Genomic DNA, 18,098 nt, shown 5'->3' with positions numbered 1-18,098 from the left:
CCCACAAGGCGGATGGAGTCCGCTCCGATCCCCACCACCGTGTCCGCCCCGTCTGCCGTTATGGTCAGGCTGGGAGCGAACGTCGCGCTGCTGATCCCCATCGGCCTGAGGTCGAGCAAGTCCTGCCCTGCGGCCGCATCGGCTCCGAAGTTCAGGATCGTATCGTTGCCGAAACCCGGGGCACCAAACACGAACGTATCGTTGCCGGCCACGCCGCCACTCATCACGTCGTTACCAGCAGCGCCGACGATGAAGTCGTTACCTGCCCCCCCCACGATCGTGTTGGCCAGCCCGTTGCCGGTGCCCACAAAGTTGCCATTGCCGCCGAAAAACAAAYTYTCGACGTTGGCAYCCAGGGTGTAGCTCGCSAGCGAGGTCCAGAYCGTGTCGTTGCCGCCACCGGCGTTCTCGCCTACCACGTCCCCAAGGTCGGTGACTTCGTAGAYATCGYTGCCASCACCRCCGACCATCGTGTCGGCACCKSCGYYACCGATGAGMASGTCGTTACCCGCCCCGCCCACGAKCRTGTTGGCCAGYTCGTTGCCGKWGCCCGCRAAGTTGCCGCTGCCGCCGAAAAACAKATTCTCGACGTTGGCACYCAGGSTGTAGCTCGCGAGCGAGGTCCAGACCGTGTCGWTGCCGGCACCGGCGAGYTCGAYCRCCWSRTCCCCAAGGTCGGTGACTTCRTAGRTATCRYTGCCRSCACCGCCGRCCATYRTGTCGGCACCTSCGSCACCGAYGAGGAYGTCGTTRCCCGCMCCGCCCRCGATCGTGTTGKCSAGCWCGTTRCCGYYGCCCRYGAAGTTGCCGCTGCCGCCGAAAAACAGATTYTCGACGTYGGCACYCAGGGTGTAGCKCGYGAGCGAGGTCCAGACCTCGTCRMTGCCGCCACCGGCGAGCTCGGTCACMACGTCCCCAGCGTCGGTGACTTCGTAGAYATCGTTGCCAWYACCGCCGGCCATCGTGTCGGCACCGASACCGCCGATGAGMAYGTCATTGCCCGCRTCACCATTGAGGAKGTCGYTGCCGCCCAAGCCGTTCAGGATGTCGTTGCCAKCACCTCCGCTGRTMAYGTCGTCGCCTGCCGTGCCGGTCMATATGTCGGCACCGGCGGTACCGACAATCACATCGCCGACCACGGTCGTTGGCGCGGAGAAGACCTGCTCCAGCGTGCCGAGGCCATCGGTGAAACTCGCGACAACGCGAAGGCTCAATCCGACCTGCGCCTGAGTCGGCGTGAAGGTCGAGCCCGTCGCGCCGGCAATGTCCGTGAAGGACACGCCGATACCCCCTACTTGCCACTGATGCGTGACCACCCCAACTCCGTTGGCGTCGGTGAACGCATCCGTGGCGGTCAAGGCCAAGCCTTCCGTCGGGGTCGTATCGCTGATCAGCACAGAGCCAACCGGCAGGAGGTTGACGGGGCTGCCGCCGAGCGGCGCAGTTGGCGCGGTCGGCGTCGAGAACACGCTTTCCAGCACGCCGTGGCCGTCCTGATAGATGGCCCTGACGCGTAGTGCCAGTCCCAGCTCAGCCGCGGTCACCGTGAAGGTCGAGCCGGTCGCGGTTCCGAGTCCACCTCCGAGCGCAATACCAATGTCGTCGAAGATACCGGTGCCCGGGTTCGTTTCGACCTGCCATACGAAGGCGACGGGACCGGTGATCGCACCGCCTGCAGTGAGATTGTCCGCATCGCTGACGGAGTCGGCCAACACCGTCAACACTTGGCCAACGGCCGGCGTGCCATCGCTGATCCTCAGCAAGCCCACCGGCTCGGCATTCAAGCCAGTGACGAGAACCTGCGACTGATCGGCGAACTGCAGCCGCTCGATATTGCTGAGCCTGTCAGTACCGTCCCGACCGACGACGCTGTCGGCCACGGTGACCGTGCCGTCGACGTTCTCGATGATGGTGTAGTCGGCCAGAAGGCCGGTGTACAGGGCCGTGTCGAAGGAATGGCCAGGGTTGAGGGGGTCAGGCGCATCCGTCAGGATCTCACGGACGGCGACGAGTTGGCCGGGGTTGTAAGTACCGTTGAGCATGAGCGGCACCAACGGGACCATGCTGTCGAACGTTGCGATCTCCGGACCTGTGCCATCAATGTTCTGCCGCACACTGATGCGCACGTTGAGCCACTTGTCGCCGTCGATGAGGTCATCGCCGCCATGGCCTTCGATGATATCGCTGCCGCCGCCGCCGAGGACGATGTTGCCGGCGCCGAACTGATCGTCTGCCGTGCCCACAATGCCGTCCGGGCCGGCTGCTGCGGTGCCGACGAACGAGCGCAAGCCGCTGACCAGGTCGAAGTTGGTGAGCACGCTGCCCTGAGCACCGGCAGCCGCGATCACGGTGGCATCGGCATCATCGCCACGCAGGATGTCGCTGAAGTGCGATCCCGTCAGACCTTCCACCTGACGGAACCGAGCCACGGTTGCGGCCAACTCCGGCAGTGGCGGCGCGATAACGCTGTCGGCGAGGCCCAGGTCGACGGACACGCCGAACGGGTCGTCCTTGAAGCCGGCCCAGTCGTAACCGGAGCCACCCAGGTAGCGGTCCCCCGCGCCGCCGTTACCGAACATGATGTCGTCGCCACCTTCGGCCATGAATCTGTCGGGCCCGCCGGTGCCGATAAAGATGTCGTTACCGCGTATCAGGTCGAGCCCGTTCGGGTCGAAATTATCGCCGGGAGCACCATCGGCGGTTCCCTTCTCGATCCAGTCGTCGCCTTCGTTGCCCATCAGTTGTTCGTCGGCGACACTGCCCATGATGAAGTCGTCGCCCGCGCCGCCGAAGACCTCCGAGGAGTCCTCACCGGTGACGATGAAGTCCTTGCCGAAGCCGCCGAGGTTCAGATTGATGCCGTTGCCACTGTGGATGACGTCGTTACCGTCGCCGCCATGAATGGTGTCGTCGCCGCCCATGTCGTTGATGATGTCGTCGCCGTCGCCCCCGACGATGAAGTCGTTGCCGTAGCCACCTTCGAGGCGGTCATTGCCACCGTCGCCATAGAGCGTGTCGTCGCCGTCGCCAGAGACGAGAATGTCATTGGCGGCCGAGCCACCGAGCACCACATGGTCTTCGCCGGTGTACTGCAGGTAGTTGGTATCGGGACCGACCGTGTTGGGGTTGTCCCGAATCACCAGCGGAACCAGGGCGCTGCCGCCGACAGGATCGGTATTACCGGGCAGGTTGTCGGCGGCCTCATTGACTAGCGTCAATGGATTGTCGACCAGTATGCCATCCGGCCCGGCAATCACGCTCTCGTTGAACTGCTTGGTCGGGTCGACCTCGAGGGTAAAGGCCGGAGTCAAGAACATGACGGCCGGGAGGTGGGTCGCATCGGTGTTGGCCATCACCAGTCTCGCGAACGAGTTGTTCTCCAACTCGGTGACGAAGTTAAGCCCCGCGTTGCGTTCCAGGTAGTAGAAGCGGTCGGCGTTCTGCAGCTTCTCCATCTGGGTCTCGAACACGAAGTTGAAGGTCGAGCCGAGCATGCCGCCAAACGGCATTTTTTCCTCGGCGAGGCCGCCGATCCAGAGGTCGATGTTGTCCAGACCGGTAATGGTGACGCCGGTCGGGCCACTCGCCCAGGCGCCGGTGCTATTGAGGAAGTCCAGCCGGTCCGCCGGCTCGCCGGCGCCGCCCAACACCAGGAGCGAGGCCGCGGCGCGCTTCYCGTCGAGCGTGGTGGCGCTGGTAATGGAGGCGTGCGTGCCATAGGCGGCGATGAAGTTGATCAGCGATTCCGGGTGCTTCAGGTGTTGCACCAAATCGGCCCAGCTGATGTAGGGCTTCAGGTTGCTGTCGCCGGTCGCGGTGTAGAACTCACGACGCGCCTCATTCAGGGTCGGAAGCCCGGTATCACGGCCGCGCGCGATGTTGAGGGCGGGCAGGTCGAGCGGCAGGCCCAGCAAGTTGTTGCGCACCGCTTCGGTGACGAACTCATCGATCTCGTTACCGACCTGGCGCGTCACGCCGCGGACGATGGCACCGGCCGCCTGCGCAGGCGTCGGGCCGCTGGCCGCAAACGCCAGCGGATTGAGGAAGGCCTGAATCAGGCCGACCTCGCTTGAGACGAAGTTGGGGTCTAGCCGGTCGATGGTCTCGACCAGCATCGAGTGGCCGAGGCGATAGACCGCGTGCGCGAACTCGGCGACGATCGCCGGGTCGATCTCGGTTTGATAATTCTGGTGTTCGCCAAGGAAGGGATCGATGTTCGGCTGAATGGTACGCGCGAACTCTTCGAACACCAGGTGCTGGTACTGCATCTCGGTACCGAATTTCGCCGCCTGGAACAGGCGCTCTCCGTTCCAGTGCAGGGCAGCGATCTCAGCCGCGGTTGTTGGCAACACCAACAATTGGGCATCGGGCATCAGCCACTGGTTCAGGAAGTTGACATCGTTGGAGGCGATGGCCACATCCTTGGTGTGCTGGACCAGACGGTTGTGCTCCGAGTGGAAGATGGAGTGGACGGTGGTCAGGCCAATGTTCTCGTTGACCCGGCCGTCGCCGGCGATGTAGTGCGCGTCGAGCAGTTCGTTGTCGTAGAAGCCTGCGGCCACCGGGCCGCCGGCAACGAGGTCGGCATCAGCCGTCAGTGGCGCGCCGGTCTGGCTGTCCACCGGAACGGCGGTGTGGGCGATATCGATGAGGAACTGGTGGCCGGTGCGCACGGCATTGACCAGGCTGATCGGCGCCGCCGGATCTCCCTCGACGAGCACATCATCGGCGGTATCAGGAATACCATCCGGGCCCGTCATCATGACCMTCGGGAAGCCGTTCGGGCCCTTGATGAAATTGCCGTAGGCATCGGTGGCGAGCAGCGGCACGTTGTCGAAGTCGGCATCGGTGAGGTTGATCCCGAGCAGGTCATGAGCTTGCGCCTTSACCACTTTCCAGGTGGCCATCCCGCCGATTTSGACGTCGTCGGCWGTGCCGAACASGCCATCGGCGCCCAGGTCACGATTGGTGATCAGCTYGCCGGTCGCCACCGGCKYGCCGGCGGCATYGARYTCGTAGGCGCGCAGGAACACCTGGTGCGAGGGATGCGAGSTRTAGGTCTGGTTCTGGTCGACGAACGGCGTGGTGGTGTTTGAAGCCTCGTGGATGTCGTCGGCGGTGCCSAGGATGCCATCGGGCCCGGGCWGGTTGGTGGCCCGCGTCAACACCATGAAGTTGGTCGGGCTRCCCGGAACRAACAGCGGATCGTCCGGCTGCARCGGRATGAACACCGTGCCGCTGCCGCCCTTGGTCACCAGGTCGAGGCCGTGGTCGAAGAACTGACCGAAGAAGGTCATCCACGAGTTGAACGGCGCGGACAGGCCCGCGTCCGGCGCCACGTTAGGCATGAAAAAGGTCTGGAACGTCGTGCCGTCGGTACGGGTTCCAGTAACGACCTGCGCACCGGCCTTCAAGACATCGTCAACCGTGCCGAGGATGCCATCCAGACCGGGATCGAACGTGGCCGCGACCGCCGCCGGGTTGGTGGCGGTATCGTTGACGATCAGGTTGCTGATGGTGCGTGGCTGCGAGTCGATCACCAGGCCGCTGGTCTGGGTGTAAGAGGTGCCCGCCTCAGCCGGGCGGAAGACTGGAGTGGTCAAGCGCGGAAAAAAGTTGTCGGCTGCGCCGAACTCGCCCTGACCCAGTCTCAGGTTATTAAACATCCCGTCGACCGTACGCAGACCGAAAGCAAATTCCGGGCTCGGTATCAGATCGACAAGCGACTGACCGGCCGAGTTTGCTTCCGCGATGAAAATCTGCTGGAGAATGAACTCCAGGTCCGACTTGTTGAAATTGGCCATTTGGATTGCCCTCGATATGTCTGGGTAAAGGCACGGGACGAGAAAGTCCTCCCGCGCCAAGTCAAGTGCTGGCTTGCGCAGTGTGTTGGTTATGTTTTTTAGCGAGAGCTGGCGTTACCCGGGACCCGGGATACACGCCTGGAATTCGCGAAATGAATTGCTCGCCGGGTGATCAGGCAGAGCGAATTCGAGCCTTGGGCGGGCCATGGAATCTGGAAGTGAAGGCGAACGTCCTTGACAGTCCCTTTCCTCTGCAAAAGAACGAAATGAACGACATGATTCGGCTCCTCTCGGGAGAACCACCGTGCCTTGCATTGCCAAAGCGATGGCAAACTTCAGCGGGCGGACCCCCGATAACTAAGACTAAAGTTCCATAGCAAATCTTTGTCAATATTACGTCGATAAAGCAGACGACTGGTGTTAGGAGCCTCAACTAGCTGTTTTTAAAAGACATATAGAAAGTTGAGCGCAGGTATAGAGCAAAATGTTATTTCGAACTGTTTCGCCGCCACCTACGCTGCTGCATAAGGGAGCAACGCAGCGATTTCGCAAGACTCGCCATCCATAGAGCGACCAGCCTGCGTGTCCATAAGAAGCTGTTTACGGAACTACATTTACCGTTAGCTGTTGCGCCACAAGGGCAACCGGCTTTTCGAAGTGGGAGGACCAACATGCCCAAGCAGTCGAGCATCCGTTCCGAACTGGCCGACGCGMTCTTTCGCATGCGCCGCAGTTTTTACTCGCTGGCAGCGTTCAGCGGCGTCATAAACGTCATGATGTTGACGCCAGCCGTTTATATGCTGCAGGTCTATGATCGAGCCCTGGTCAGTCGCAACGTCACGACGCTGGCGATGTTGACTGTGCTGGTGGTAGGTCTGTTCTTGCTGATGTCGACACTGGAAATGGTCCGCACCCGCGTGCTGATCCGGGTCGGCAACTGCCTCGACATGGACCTCAACCAGCGCATTTTCACCGCGGCATTCGAGCGCAACCTGAGCCGCGCCGGAGGTAATCCGGCCCAGGCCCTGCAAGATCTCGCCCAGGTTCGTCAGTTCGTCACCGGCAATTCCCTGTTCGCTTTCTTCGATGCACCGTGGACGCCGATCTACCTGCTGGTCGCCTACCTGATCCACCCGCTGCTCGGACTGCTCACCCTGATCGGCTCGCTGATTCTGATGGGGCTGGCTTATCTCACCGAGAAGGCGACGCAGAAGCCGCTGGCCGAAGCCAATCAGGCCGCCATGTCCTCCGCCCTGTACGCCAACAACAACCTGCGCAATGCCGAGGTCATCGAGGCCATGGGCATGCTGCCGTCGATCAGCAAGCGCTGGTTCCAAAGCCATTTGCGCATTCTGGAAATGCAGACGATGGCCTCCGACCGCGCCGCCTTGATCAGCAGCACCGGGCGCTTCGTGCGGATCACCTTGCAGTCGCTGATCCTCGGCGCCGGCGCGCTGCTGGCGATCGAGGGCAAGATCACCCCAGGGATGATGATTGCCTGCTCGATTCTCACCGGCCGCGCACTGGGCCCGGTGGAACAGGTCATCGCATCATGGAAACAACTGCTCGGCTGCCGTTCGGCCTGGGGCCGGCTCAACGAGATGCTGCATGATTATCCACGCCGGCCACCGAGCATGTCGCTGCAGCGGCCGCAGGGCATGCTGGCGGTGGAGAATGTGTATGCCGGTGCCCCCGGTACCAACAACACGATTCTGCGCGGCGTGGGCTTCAGCCTTGTCCCCGGCGAAAGCCTTGGCATTATCGGTCCATCGGCCTCGGGCAAATCCACCCTCGCCCGCCTGCTGGTTGGCGTCTGGCCGGCGCAGGCCGGCAAAGTGCGCCTGGACGGCGCGGATATATTCAACTGGAACAAGGGCGAACTTGGCCCCTGGCTCGGCTACCTGCCACAGGACGTGGAGCTGTTCGAGGGCAACATCGCTGACAATATTGCGCGCTTTGGCGAAGTGGACAGCGAAGCGGTCATCCGCGCCGCCAAGATCACCGGCGTGCACGAGATGATCCTGCGTTTTCCGCAAGGTTATGACACCCGTCTGGGCACCGATGGCAGCCCGCTTTCCGGCGGCCAGAAGCAGCGCATCGCCTTGGCCCGGGCGTTGTATGGCGAGCCCAATCTGATCGTGCTGGATGAGCCGAACGCCAACCTCGACGACGTCGGCGAAAAGGCCTTGGTCGATGCCCTGGCCGAACTCAAGGGCCGTGGCGCCACCGTCATCCTGATTTCCCACCGTCCCAACGTACTCTGCGCCGTCGACAAGGTGCTGATGCTGCGCGACGGCGGCGTGCAGATGCTCGGCACGCGCGATGAAGTATTCGCAGCGCTGCGCAAGGCCAGTGTGATGCCTGCTGGCGCGTCGACCCCTCTGGCCTCCGTCAAAGCGCGGGAGTGACCGATCATGCAAATGAGCCAACACACCGAGATAATCAAAGCCGATACCAGGAGCATGGTAGATCTGGACGTCGGCAGGCCCGCGCGATGGGGCGTGTGGCTGGTGCTCGCCGGCTTCGGCGGCTTCCTCCTGTGGTCCTGGCTGGCGCCGCTGGATGCCGGCGTGGTAGCGACAGGCACGGTCAAGGTCACCAACAATCGCAAAGCCGTGCAGCATCTGAGCGGCGGTACCGTGGAAGCCATTCTCGTTCGCGAAGGCGATTTAGTGACAAAAGGTCAGGAGGTGGTCCGCCTCGACTCGTTGCGTGCCGTTGCCGAAGAAGGTGCAGTCAGCGCCCAGTACATCGTCAGCAAGACCGTGGAGAACCGCCTGGAAGCGGAACGTGACGGCCGCGCTGTGGTGAACTTCGATCCCGAGTTGCTCACGCGCTTCAAGGGTGATCACCGCCTGGAGGCCGCCATGGACCTGCAACAGCGCCTGCTGGACACCCGCCGTGCTGGACTCGCTGGCGAAATCAGCATCCTGCAGGAAAACCTGGCAGCGTCGGCGGTGCAGCTCAAGGGCCTGCAACAGGTCTATAGTGCCCGCGCCTCGCAGATCAGCTTCCTCAACCAGGAACTGCAAGGTACCCGCGTGCTGACGGCCGAAGGCTATGTGCCGCGCAATCACCTGCTTGAGCTGGAACGCAGCAATGCCGACCTCTCCGCCGGCCAGGCCGAAAACCTCAACAACATCGCCCGGGTGCGTAGCCAGACCACCGAAATCAAGCTGCGCATCCTGCAGCGCCAGCACGATTACCTGAAGGAAGTCGAATCGCAGCTGACTGATACCGCCAAGGAAAACACCACCCTGGCCGACCGCTTGCGCTCGCTCGACTATGAAGTGACCCACACGGTGATTCGGTCGCCGATCGATGGCATGGTCCAGGGCCTGAGCATTGCCACCGTCGGCGGGATCATTCAACCCGGCTTCAAGATCATGGAAATCGTCCCGGTCAACGAACCGCTGCAGGTCGACGCGATGATTCCCGTACAGGCCATCGACAAGATGGTCCCCGGCCTGCCCGTGGACATTTCCTTCCCTGCCTTCAACCATGCCAAGACGCCCAACATCCCCGGCCGCGTGAAGACCATCTCTGCCGACCGCCTGATGGACGAGGAAAGCAAGCAACCGTTCTATCTGGCCCAGGTGGAAGTCACGCCCGATGGCATGGGACTGCTTGGCAGCAATCACATTCGCCCCGGCATGCCCGCCAGCGTCACCATCAAGACTGGCGAGCGCAACATGATCAGCTATCTTCTTAAACCAATGCTCGATCGTGTGGACAGCTCATTCAAGGAACAATGAGATGGAACGTCATTGCCTRTTTTTCTGCCTGCTAGGGTTGGCCTTGCCGGCCGACGCAATGGACCTCAAGCAAGCCTGGGATCTGTTGCAGTTCCAAGGCCCTATCTACCAGGCCTCCGTGCATGAAAAAGAGGCTGGCGAGGAAAACCGCGCCATTGGCAAGGCCGGCCTGCTACCGCAAATCAATGCCTCGGGCTACCACAACAAGGTCAATGGCTCCCAAAGCCAGAGTGGCGTCGACAGAGATCTCCACTACGACTCCAAGGGCGCCAACGTGCGCCTGCGCCAGCCGCTGTTCAACAAACAGAAGATGTCCGAATACCGCCAGGGTCAGCAGCGTGCCGACTACAGCGTCGCGGTGTTCGATGCCAAGACCCAGGACGCCGCAGTGCGCCTGGCCGAAAGCTATTTCGATGTGCTCCTGGCCAGCGAAACCATCGTCTTGGCCAAGTCCAAACTGAACGCCTTCGAAGAACAAGTCGCTTCGGCGAAGCGGCGCAAGGAACTGGGAGCCGGCACCATCACCGACATCGATGAGTCGACCGCTCGCCGCGACCTCGCCGACGCCGAGCTGATTGAAGCGCAAGACAACCTGGTCAACGCGCGTCGCAAGCTCGAGGAATATATCGGTGAAACTCCCGAGTCGCTGACCACCTTGCGCCCGAGCTTCGATACACCACCGCTGCTACCGAGCAACCTGCAGGACTGGCTGGTCAAAGCCCAGACCGATAGCCCGCTGATCCATGCGCGCCGTTATAGCAGCGACCTCGCGGCAGAAGAAGTGAAGCGTGCCAGTGCCGGCCACTGGCCAACACTGGATTTCATTGCCGGCTACACCGCGGGTGAGAGCCAATCACTCTCCGAGTTGAATCAACGCAACCACTACGGCTCGATCGGGCTGGAAGTCAATATCCCGATATACAGCGGTGGCGGCGTCAGCGCGTTTACACGCCAGGCCAGTGCCAATAGCGATAAGGCCATGGACGAACTCGACGCCGCGCGACAGGAAGTCATCACCGAAACCACCCGTGAGTATCAAGGCATACTGAGCGGCGCCAAACGTATTCGCGCGCTGGAGACGGCCGTAGCGTCCAACGAACGCTCGCTGGCATCGTCACGCAAGGGCTTCAAAGAGGGTGGCACCAGCACCAACTCGGACGTCCTCAATGCCGAAGAGCTGCTCTTCGTTGCGCGCCACGATCTGTTCGACGCCAAGTTGCGCTATTTGATGTCGCGCCTGCGCCTGGCCTCATCGGTGGGCAGCCTGGGCGACGACGATATCAACCAGATCAACGACTACCTCGGCCCGGAACTGCTGGTCACCAAATAACGCTCAGCCGCCGACCGGTCGAGCCAAATGATGGCTGACCGGCGTTCACCTCTGTCAACTCACCTACCTTTAACCCGCCCCTTCATTGCTCCATCTCGGCGCAGACAGGCAGCCGCCGGCGAAAAAACAGTCAACGTTGAAACGTGCCCACTAAGTCCTTGATTCCCTTTATGCTCGATCCAGTTCCAAATCAAAAGCCACGCCCGGCTCCAGACTGTAAACTGTGTCCCCATGCGCAAACTTTTGTACCTGACATTCTCCATGGCGTTGCTCGCCGCCCTCACGACCTATGCGATGTGGGCCGCGGACCGGCCGGTGGGTCATTACCTTTCGGACCTGCGGATCAACCTGGCAGTCGACCAGGGTACGCCTGCGGATCGTGGCAATCTGCTGGGCATCCAGCCCGAACTGTTTCCTACCGATTATCAAAGTMCCGAGCGCCTGCACCGCAAGCTCGCGGCCTATCTGCAGGCAGCCCGGGACCAGGGCTTGTTGAACGGCAAGACCGTCGTCGTGTTGCCGGAACACATCGGTACCTGGCTGATGGTCAGCGGCGAGAAGGATGAGCTGTATCAGGCCAGTACTCTCAAGGAGGCCATGAACTGGCTGGCGGTGAGCAATCCCCTGAAGTTCGCCAAGGCGTTGATCAGCGCCGAGGGTGGCAACCGTCTGGACGATGCCCACCTGCGCATGAAAGCCAAGGCAATGGCCAGGGACTACCAGGCATTGTTCGGAGGGCTGGCCAGGGAGTTCCACGTGACGCTGGTGGCGGGCTCCATCGTGCTGCCCGAACCGAGCATCATCGACGGCACCTTGAGAATCGGCCGCGGCGCGCTGTACAACAGCAGCGTGGTGTTCAACAGCGAAGGCGTGCCGATCGGCCAGCCCCAACGCCAGATGCACCCGCTCTTCGCAGTACAGAACGGAATCAAGGCGAACGGCGACCACTCACTCAACGTCGTTGATACCCCAGCAGGAAGGCTGGGCGTATTGATCGGCCACGACAGCTGGTACCCGGAAAACTACCTCAAGCTCAACGACCAAAGCGCACAGCTGGTTGCAGTACCGGCCTTTGTCGCCGGCCGTGGCACCTGGGATCAACCGTGGCACGGCTACAGGGGATCGCCGGAACCGGCATCGGTCAACTTGAAGCCTGGAGAAGTCAGTGAAGGCCAGGCCTGGCAGCGCCTGACCCTCACGACCCAGGCACCGGCCAGTCAGGCTGTCGCTGGCATGAGTGTRTTCCTGCGGGGTCAGTTCTGGGATCAGGGCAGCACCGGGCAGAGTTTCCTCAGCAGCAACGGCCAGCACTTTGCCGACGGCAACGCCCAGGGTGCGCGTTTGCTGAACCTCTGGTTGTAAGCCATGAAACCGCAGCCAATGCGCCTCGGCGATCTGTCGGTGGGCTTTGTTCATAGCCTGGCCGATGCCGTGCGCAGCCATGGTATCGATCCGCAGCCACTGCTCGATCAATACGGCCTCGATGCAGCGCGCCTGAGCGAAGCCGGTGCCCGGCTATCGATACCGCGCTACATGCGCCTGGGCCACAGCGCCATTCAGCTGGCCGACAACCCGGCCCTTGGCTTGCGCATGGGCCAGCTCAGTCGCCTGAGCCAGGCCGGCCTCGCTGGCGTCACTGCGGCGCAGGCGCCGACCGTACGTGAAGCTGCGCGCTGCCTGATTCGATTCGAAGCCTTGTATGGTTCGAATTATCGGGGCCAATCAAGCTTTCACGAAGACGCCCAGGGCGCCTGGCTACGTTTCTATTCGATCAGCCCCTACAACGCTTACAACCGTTTCGTGGTGGATTCGATCATCGCTGGCTGGTTGCAGCAATTATCCAGTGTCAGCCCTTCCCCGCTGCGCGCCGAACGTATCGAGATCGAATTCGAGGAGCCCGGTTACCGCGCGGCCTATGACGTTTTGGGTGACTGTCCGATTGTGTTTGGCAGCGAACATAATCAACTGCGCTTGAGCCTTTCCAGCCTCGCACAGCGCAACCCGGAGCATTGCCCGAGTACCTGGCGGCACTTGCTGCAATTGTGTGAGCGGGAGCTGGAACAACTGACACGCACCCGCAGCCTGCGTGAACGCATCATCGCGCTGCTGGGACCCTTGCTCAACGGTGGCCGGGAGCCCGACCTGCAAGAGGTGGCGGCACGCCTGAAGCTGCCCACCTGGACCTTGCGCCGCAAGCTCGCCGATGAAGGTACACAATTTCGTGCGATTCTCAACGACACCCGCCGCGACCTGGCCATGACTTATATACGCGACACCGAACTGGCGTTCGGAGAGATCGCCTACCTGCTGGGCTTTGCCTCAGCCGAAGCGTTTCAACGCGCTTTCAAACGCTGGAACGGGCAGACGCCCGGCGAATTTCGCCGCAGCCATCGCCAATCCGCCTGATGCCTACAACTCGGTAGCGTCTTCCGCCGGCTCCAGTGGGTCCAGTTCGAAAGCCTGGTACTCGAGCAGCTCTTCTTGATAATCGTCCATTTTTTAATCTCCCAACCCGTAGTGAAAAACGTCTGAATAAATGACCCATTCCTTGAGCATAAAGTGCCCGCGTGAAAGAAAAATGACGCGGACACGACACTCTGTCGCTACCGAATAAAACGTAGCAGCTGGTCAGGAATTTATCACGGTTTTTTTCGCGGGAGGCCGCAGAACAGCGGACTTGCTTGATGCGGGTCAATCTTTTGGCGGGCCACAGGATCGGCTCATTTGATCCGATCCTGTGGTGTCACCCTCACTGGCCGCGGACAGGCATCGCCGGAATGGGTTCGCTCGGCGGCGGCAAGTCACTCGGATTTGACGGTGGCGTGACGATTTCCGGGGACGGTGCCGGCGCTACACTCTCGGTCGGCGTGATCGGCGCTGCCTCAGGAGGCGGGGTAACCGGCTCGGAGGACACGGGCAGCGCTTCAACGGGTGCAGGTGCAGGCACTGCTGGCTCTATACCAGGTGCAGCCTTGGCTTCAGGCATGCCCAGATCGGTTTTCGGCTTTTCGGTGATGTGCGCAGCCTTTTTCGCTTCTGGCGGCAGGAACAGCTCGACCAGTGCGAAGAAACGCTCGTAGAACTTGGCAGACGATACGGTTTCGCTGGCGACCTTGACCATAGAGTCATCGGAGGAGCCGATCGGCATCGACACCGAGCCCAGCACACCTACACCGAGACTGGCGGAGTTGTTGGTCTTCTTCAGCGCATAACGATCCTGCAGGGCGTTGGCGAATACGGTGGCGTGGTGCCCTTCGCTGCCGTCATCGGTACAGACCACACTGAAGCTGATCTCCATGTGGTTCTCGCCGGTCTGCTGGAAGCTCTTGTGACCGCTGACCAGTTTCGAATCGTTGCTGGTGATGATGTAACCCTGGCTGAGCAAGGCACGACGGGCAGCTTCACAGCTCTGGGTATCGGTCACCGGATAGTTGCGGGAAAAGGTTCCGGAGTCGTCGAAGTTCTCATGCTCGTAGATGGCGGCCTTGTTCGATGAACAACCGGCCACAGCGGCAAGCATGGCTGCCAGCCCGACAACCCGCATGGGAAGTGATTTAAACATTGAACATCCTGAGAAAAACGGTTCGGGGCATATTGTGCAACAGATCGATGCTTAGCGGAGCATCGATCGTGTCTTAAAACGATTACAGGCTGATTGACCCCGGTTTTACGGAAAAGTCACCACGGCAAATGACGTACGGCCAAATAAAAAGACCCCGGCTTTTCGGCCGGGGTCTCCTGTGCAGCGCTAAACCTGGTCAGGCATCAGTAACGCTTGATGTCCGCCTGGCTTTCCAGCTGCTTGCGATAAGCCGCAAAGTCTTGCTGGCCGATGCGGGAAGCGAGGTAGCGACGATACTGTGCTTTCTCTTCTTCGGTCGGCGCCGCTGCTTCGTTTACGCCATTGAGGCGCACGATCATCAGGCTGCCATCCGCCAGCGTCACGCTGGTGAAGGTCGGTTTGTCCTTGGCCGCAGGCTTGGCCATGCGGAACAGCGCTTGCAGCACCGCAGGGTCAACCCCCTCCTGAGCGCGGGTCGCCGCTTTGGTGACTTTCCAGGCCTGGCCATCGATCGCCTGATCCAGCGGGGTCTTGCCATCGCGCAGGTTGGCAATCAGGGCCTCAGCCTTGGTCTTGGCCTCGGCGCTGGCGTGCTCCTTGGCCAATTGCACACGGATCGCGGCAGAAACGCTTTCCAGTGGCAATTGCGAAGGTTTCAGGTGTTCCTTGGCACGCAACACGACCACGGTTTCCGGATCGAGCTCGATGGCGGTGCTGTTCGCGCCCTCATCCAGGACTTCCGGGCTGAACGCCGCAGTGACCACGGCACGGTTAGCCGCAATACCCTCACCGCCTTCACGGCCGAACGGCTTGGACGTCTGCACGGTCAGTTTCAGGTCCTGTGCTGGCTGAGCCAGATCGGACGCTTCGAACGAGGCGTCTTCCAGTTGCTTGCTCGCTTCGACGAAACGCTGCTCGACCTGCTGGGTCTTCAGAGCATGGGTCAGCTTGTCTTTCAGGCTGGCGAACGTTGGCACTTCTGGAGCTTCCACCCCCAACAGCTTGATCAGGTGGAAACCGAAGTCGGTGCGAACCGGGCCCGACACCTGGTCCTGGGTCAACGAATACAGGGCTTTTTCGAACGCCGGGTCGTAGACGCCAGGACCGGCATAACCCAGGTCACCGCCGTTGTTCGCAGACCCCGGATCCTGGGAGAATTCCTTGGCCAGCGCCTCGAATTTCTCGCCCTTGGCCAGACGGGCCTGGATCTCTTCGATCTTCGCCTTGGCTTGCGCCTCGGTAGTCTTGTCGTTCACTTCAATCAGAATGTGCGCAGCCCGGCGTTGCTCGGACAGGTTCGCGATTTCTTTCTGATAGGCCGCTTGCAGGTCTTGGTCGTTGACGCTGACCTGATCGAAGAAGGAAGCTTTCTTCAGCTCGAGGTAATCGATGACCACCTGATCCGGCGTCATGAACTCCTTGGCGTGTTCATCGTAATAGGCCTTGACCTCATCGTCGGTCAGCTTCACAGCCGCCGGGTCGGCCTTGATGTTCAGGGAGGCGAAATCGCGGGTCTGTTTTTCCAGACGGGCAAACGCCAGCACCTGTGCATCGGTCACGAAACCGCTACCGGCCAGGCCGGCACGCAGCTGACCAATCAGCATTTCCTGAGCCAGCATCTGGCGGAATTGCATGCGGCTATAGCCGAGTTGGCGAATCACCTGGTCGAAACGATCGGTGCTGAATTTGCCATCAACCTGAAACTCTGGTGTTTGCAGGATGACCTGATCAAGCGCCGCTTCGGAGAAAGCGAATTTCGAGTTTTCTGCGCCTTGCAGCAGCAGTTTGCGATCGATCAGGCCCTTGAGCGCCGATTCGCGCAACATTTTTTCATCCAGCAAGGATGCATCGAAATCCTTGCCCAGCTGTTGCATGAGCTGGCGGCGTTGCATATCGACCGCCTGGCTCAGCTCGTTCTGGCTGATTTCATCGCCATTGACCTTGGCCGCATCATTACTGTGCGACGTGGCCTTGAAAATGGCGTCGAAACCGGTCAAAGCCATCAGAACAACGATGACCCCGATAATAGTCTTGGCAATCCAGCCTTGTGAATTGTCCCTGATATTCTGCAGCATGCGTCCCCCAGAAACGGTTGAACTTCAAAATTAGGCAACCGTGGAGCGTGGGTAGAGTCCGGATAGAAGAAAGGCGCATCCGAGGATGCGCCTTCTCGTAACTGGCGGAGCGGATCGAGGGCTCGAACTGGCGACCCTCGGTGTCTTGAACCGGCGACCTGCAGTCAGGACTGCCGCTCCGCTGCCAAGTCAGGCATGACCCCGACCCGGATGGGTAAAAACCTGAATCGAACTTAGTTGACAGCTTCTTTCAGTGCTTTACCGGCTTTGAAACCTGGTTTTTTGGCTGCCGCGATTTCCAGCGTCTTACCGGTCTGTGGGTTACGACCAATGCGAGCTGGACGATCAGTTACGGAGAAAGTACCGAAACCAACCAGAACAACAGAGTCGCCAGCCTTGAGAGCGCCAGTGACGGATTCGATTACAGCGTCCAGCGCACGGCCAGCAGCAGCTTTCGGGATATCAGCGGATGCAGCGATAGCATCAATCAGTTCCGACTTGTTCACTCTAAGTCCCCTTATATCTATTTGAGTATGATTCTAAGTTTTTTTGGTGAAAGCAAAAACGAGTGCTGAATGGCCTACAGACACTTAAGAGCCGCTTTATAACAAGGGCTCTAAAAAGCTGTCAAGAAAGCCCCCCAGGCAAATACGTACTAATGCGTGCTAATTCTTTCCTTAGAATCTGCGTCGCGTTTCTCATCCTTCGCGACTATCTCCGGAGCCACGTCCGGCAAGGGCTCCGGCGCGTATTGCAACGCAATTTGCAGGACCTCGTCAATCCATTTAACCGGTTTAATCTGTAGATCCTGCTTGATATTGTCCGGAATCTCTTTGAGATCGCGGACATTCTCTTCAGGAATGATCACGGTCTTGATTCCGCCACGATGGGCAGCCAGCAGTTTTTCTTTCAAGCCGCCAATGGCCAGCACCTGGCCACGCAACGTGATTTCGCCGGTCATGGCAACATCCGCGCGCACCGGAATGCCGGTCAATGCCGAAACCAGGGCCGTGCAYATGCCCACACCGGCGCTAGGACCGTCTTTCGGGGTCGCCCCTTCTGGCATATGGATGTGCGTGTCGCGCTTCTCATGGAAGTCCAGGGGAATGCCCAGGCTCTTCGCCCGGCTGCGAACAACGGTCAAGGCCGCGGTGATCGACTCGACCATCACATCACCCAGGGAACCGGTCTTGATCAACTGGCCCTTGCCCGGCACGACCGCGGCTTCGATGGTCAGCAATTCGCCACCGACCTGAGTCCACGCCAGCCCGGTCACCTGACCGATCTGATCCTGTTGCTCGGCCAGGCCGTAGCGGAATTTGCGCACGCCCAGGAAGTGCTCCAGCATGTCTGCGGTAACCTTCACCGAGAAACGTTTTTCCAGAGCATGCTCCTTGACGGCCTTGCGGCAAACCTTGGCAATCTGGCGCTCAAGCCCACGCACACCGGCTTCACGGGTGTAATAGCGGATGATGTCGCGGATCGCTTCTGCATCAAACTCCAGCTCGCCTTTCTTCAAGCCGTTGGCCGTGATCTGCTTTGGCGAAAGATATTTGACGGCGATGTTGATCC

General features: G+C 60.6%; 9 protein-coding genes and 1 pseudogene. 5 read left to right on the top strand and 5 right to left on the bottom strand.

Features of this window, described 5'->3' with window-relative positions:
* Positions 1-5,789: pseudogene (locus ACXRVY_RS05465) on the bottom strand (peroxidase family protein); the annotation flags it as partial.
* Between the two features lie 686 nt (positions 5,790-6,475).
* Here ACXRVY_RS05465 and ACXRVY_RS05460 point away from each other — a divergent pair.
* From ACXRVY_RS05460 to ACXRVY_RS05440, 5 genes are all read left to right on the top strand, one after another.
* A complete protein-coding gene (locus ACXRVY_RS05460) occupies positions 6,476-8,212 on the top strand; it encodes a type I secretion system permease/ATPase (protein ID WP_458237088.1) in 1,737 nt (578 codons plus the stop codon).
* A 6-nt stretch (positions 8,213-8,218) separates the two neighbouring features.
* A complete protein-coding gene (locus ACXRVY_RS05455; protein WP_223462321.1) occupies positions 8,219-9,559 on the top strand; it encodes an HlyD family type I secretion periplasmic adaptor subunit in 1,341 nt (446 codons plus the stop codon).
* A gap of 1 nt (position 9,560) precedes the next feature.
* Positions 9,561-10,889, top strand: a complete 1,329-nt coding sequence (locus ACXRVY_RS05450) for a TolC family outer membrane protein (RefSeq protein ID WP_223462322.1) — start codon at positions 9,561-9,563, stop codon at positions 10,887-10,889.
* Positions 10,890-11,120: 231 nt separating this feature from the next.
* The gene (locus ACXRVY_RS05445) at positions 11,121-12,251 is read left to right on the top strand and encodes a nitrilase-related carbon-nitrogen hydrolase (protein WP_458237087.1); all 1,131 of its coding nucleotides are present in this window, start codon (positions 11,121-11,123) and stop codon (positions 12,249-12,251) included.
* 3 nt (positions 12,252-12,254) lie between these two features.
* Positions 12,255-13,295 carry an AraC family transcriptional regulator gene (locus ACXRVY_RS05440; RefSeq protein ID WP_223462324.1) on the top strand — a complete coding sequence of 347 codons (1,041 nt, stop codon included), beginning with the start codon at positions 12,255-12,257 and terminating at the stop codon, positions 13,293-13,295.
* Between the two features lie 343 nt (positions 13,296-13,638).
* On the opposite strand, the gene ACXRVY_RS05435 is transcribed toward ACXRVY_RS05440, so the two are convergent.
* The 4 genes from ACXRVY_RS05435 to ACXRVY_RS05420 all read right to left on the bottom strand — a co-directional run.
* Positions 13,639-14,451 (bottom strand): DUF2242 domain-containing protein, encoded by an 813-nt coding sequence (locus tag ACXRVY_RS05435; RefSeq protein WP_223462325.1) that lies wholly within the window; start codon positions 14,449-14,451, stop codon positions 13,639-13,641.
* A gap of 203 nt (positions 14,452-14,654) precedes the next feature.
* On the bottom strand, positions 14,655-16,526 hold the full coding sequence (locus tag ACXRVY_RS05430; RefSeq protein ID WP_223462326.1) for a SurA N-terminal domain-containing protein: 1,872 nt from the start codon (positions 16,524-16,526) through the stop codon (positions 14,655-14,657).
* 233 nt (positions 16,527-16,759) lie between these two features.
* Entirely contained in the window at positions 16,760-17,032 is a 273-nt protein-coding gene (locus ACXRVY_RS05425) for an HU family DNA-binding protein (RefSeq protein WP_002552737.1), read from the bottom strand.
* Positions 17,033-17,181: 149 nt separating this feature from the next.
* The coding region (locus tag ACXRVY_RS05420) for a S16 family serine protease (RefSeq protein ID WP_458237086.1) at positions 17,182-18,098 on the bottom strand (917 nt) is incomplete at its 5' end.

Source organism: Pseudomonas sp. P5_A2_2 (assembly GCF_054177685.1).
Note: the sequence above shows the minus strand (reverse complement) of the source record. Positions and strands in the feature narration are given on the sequence as shown.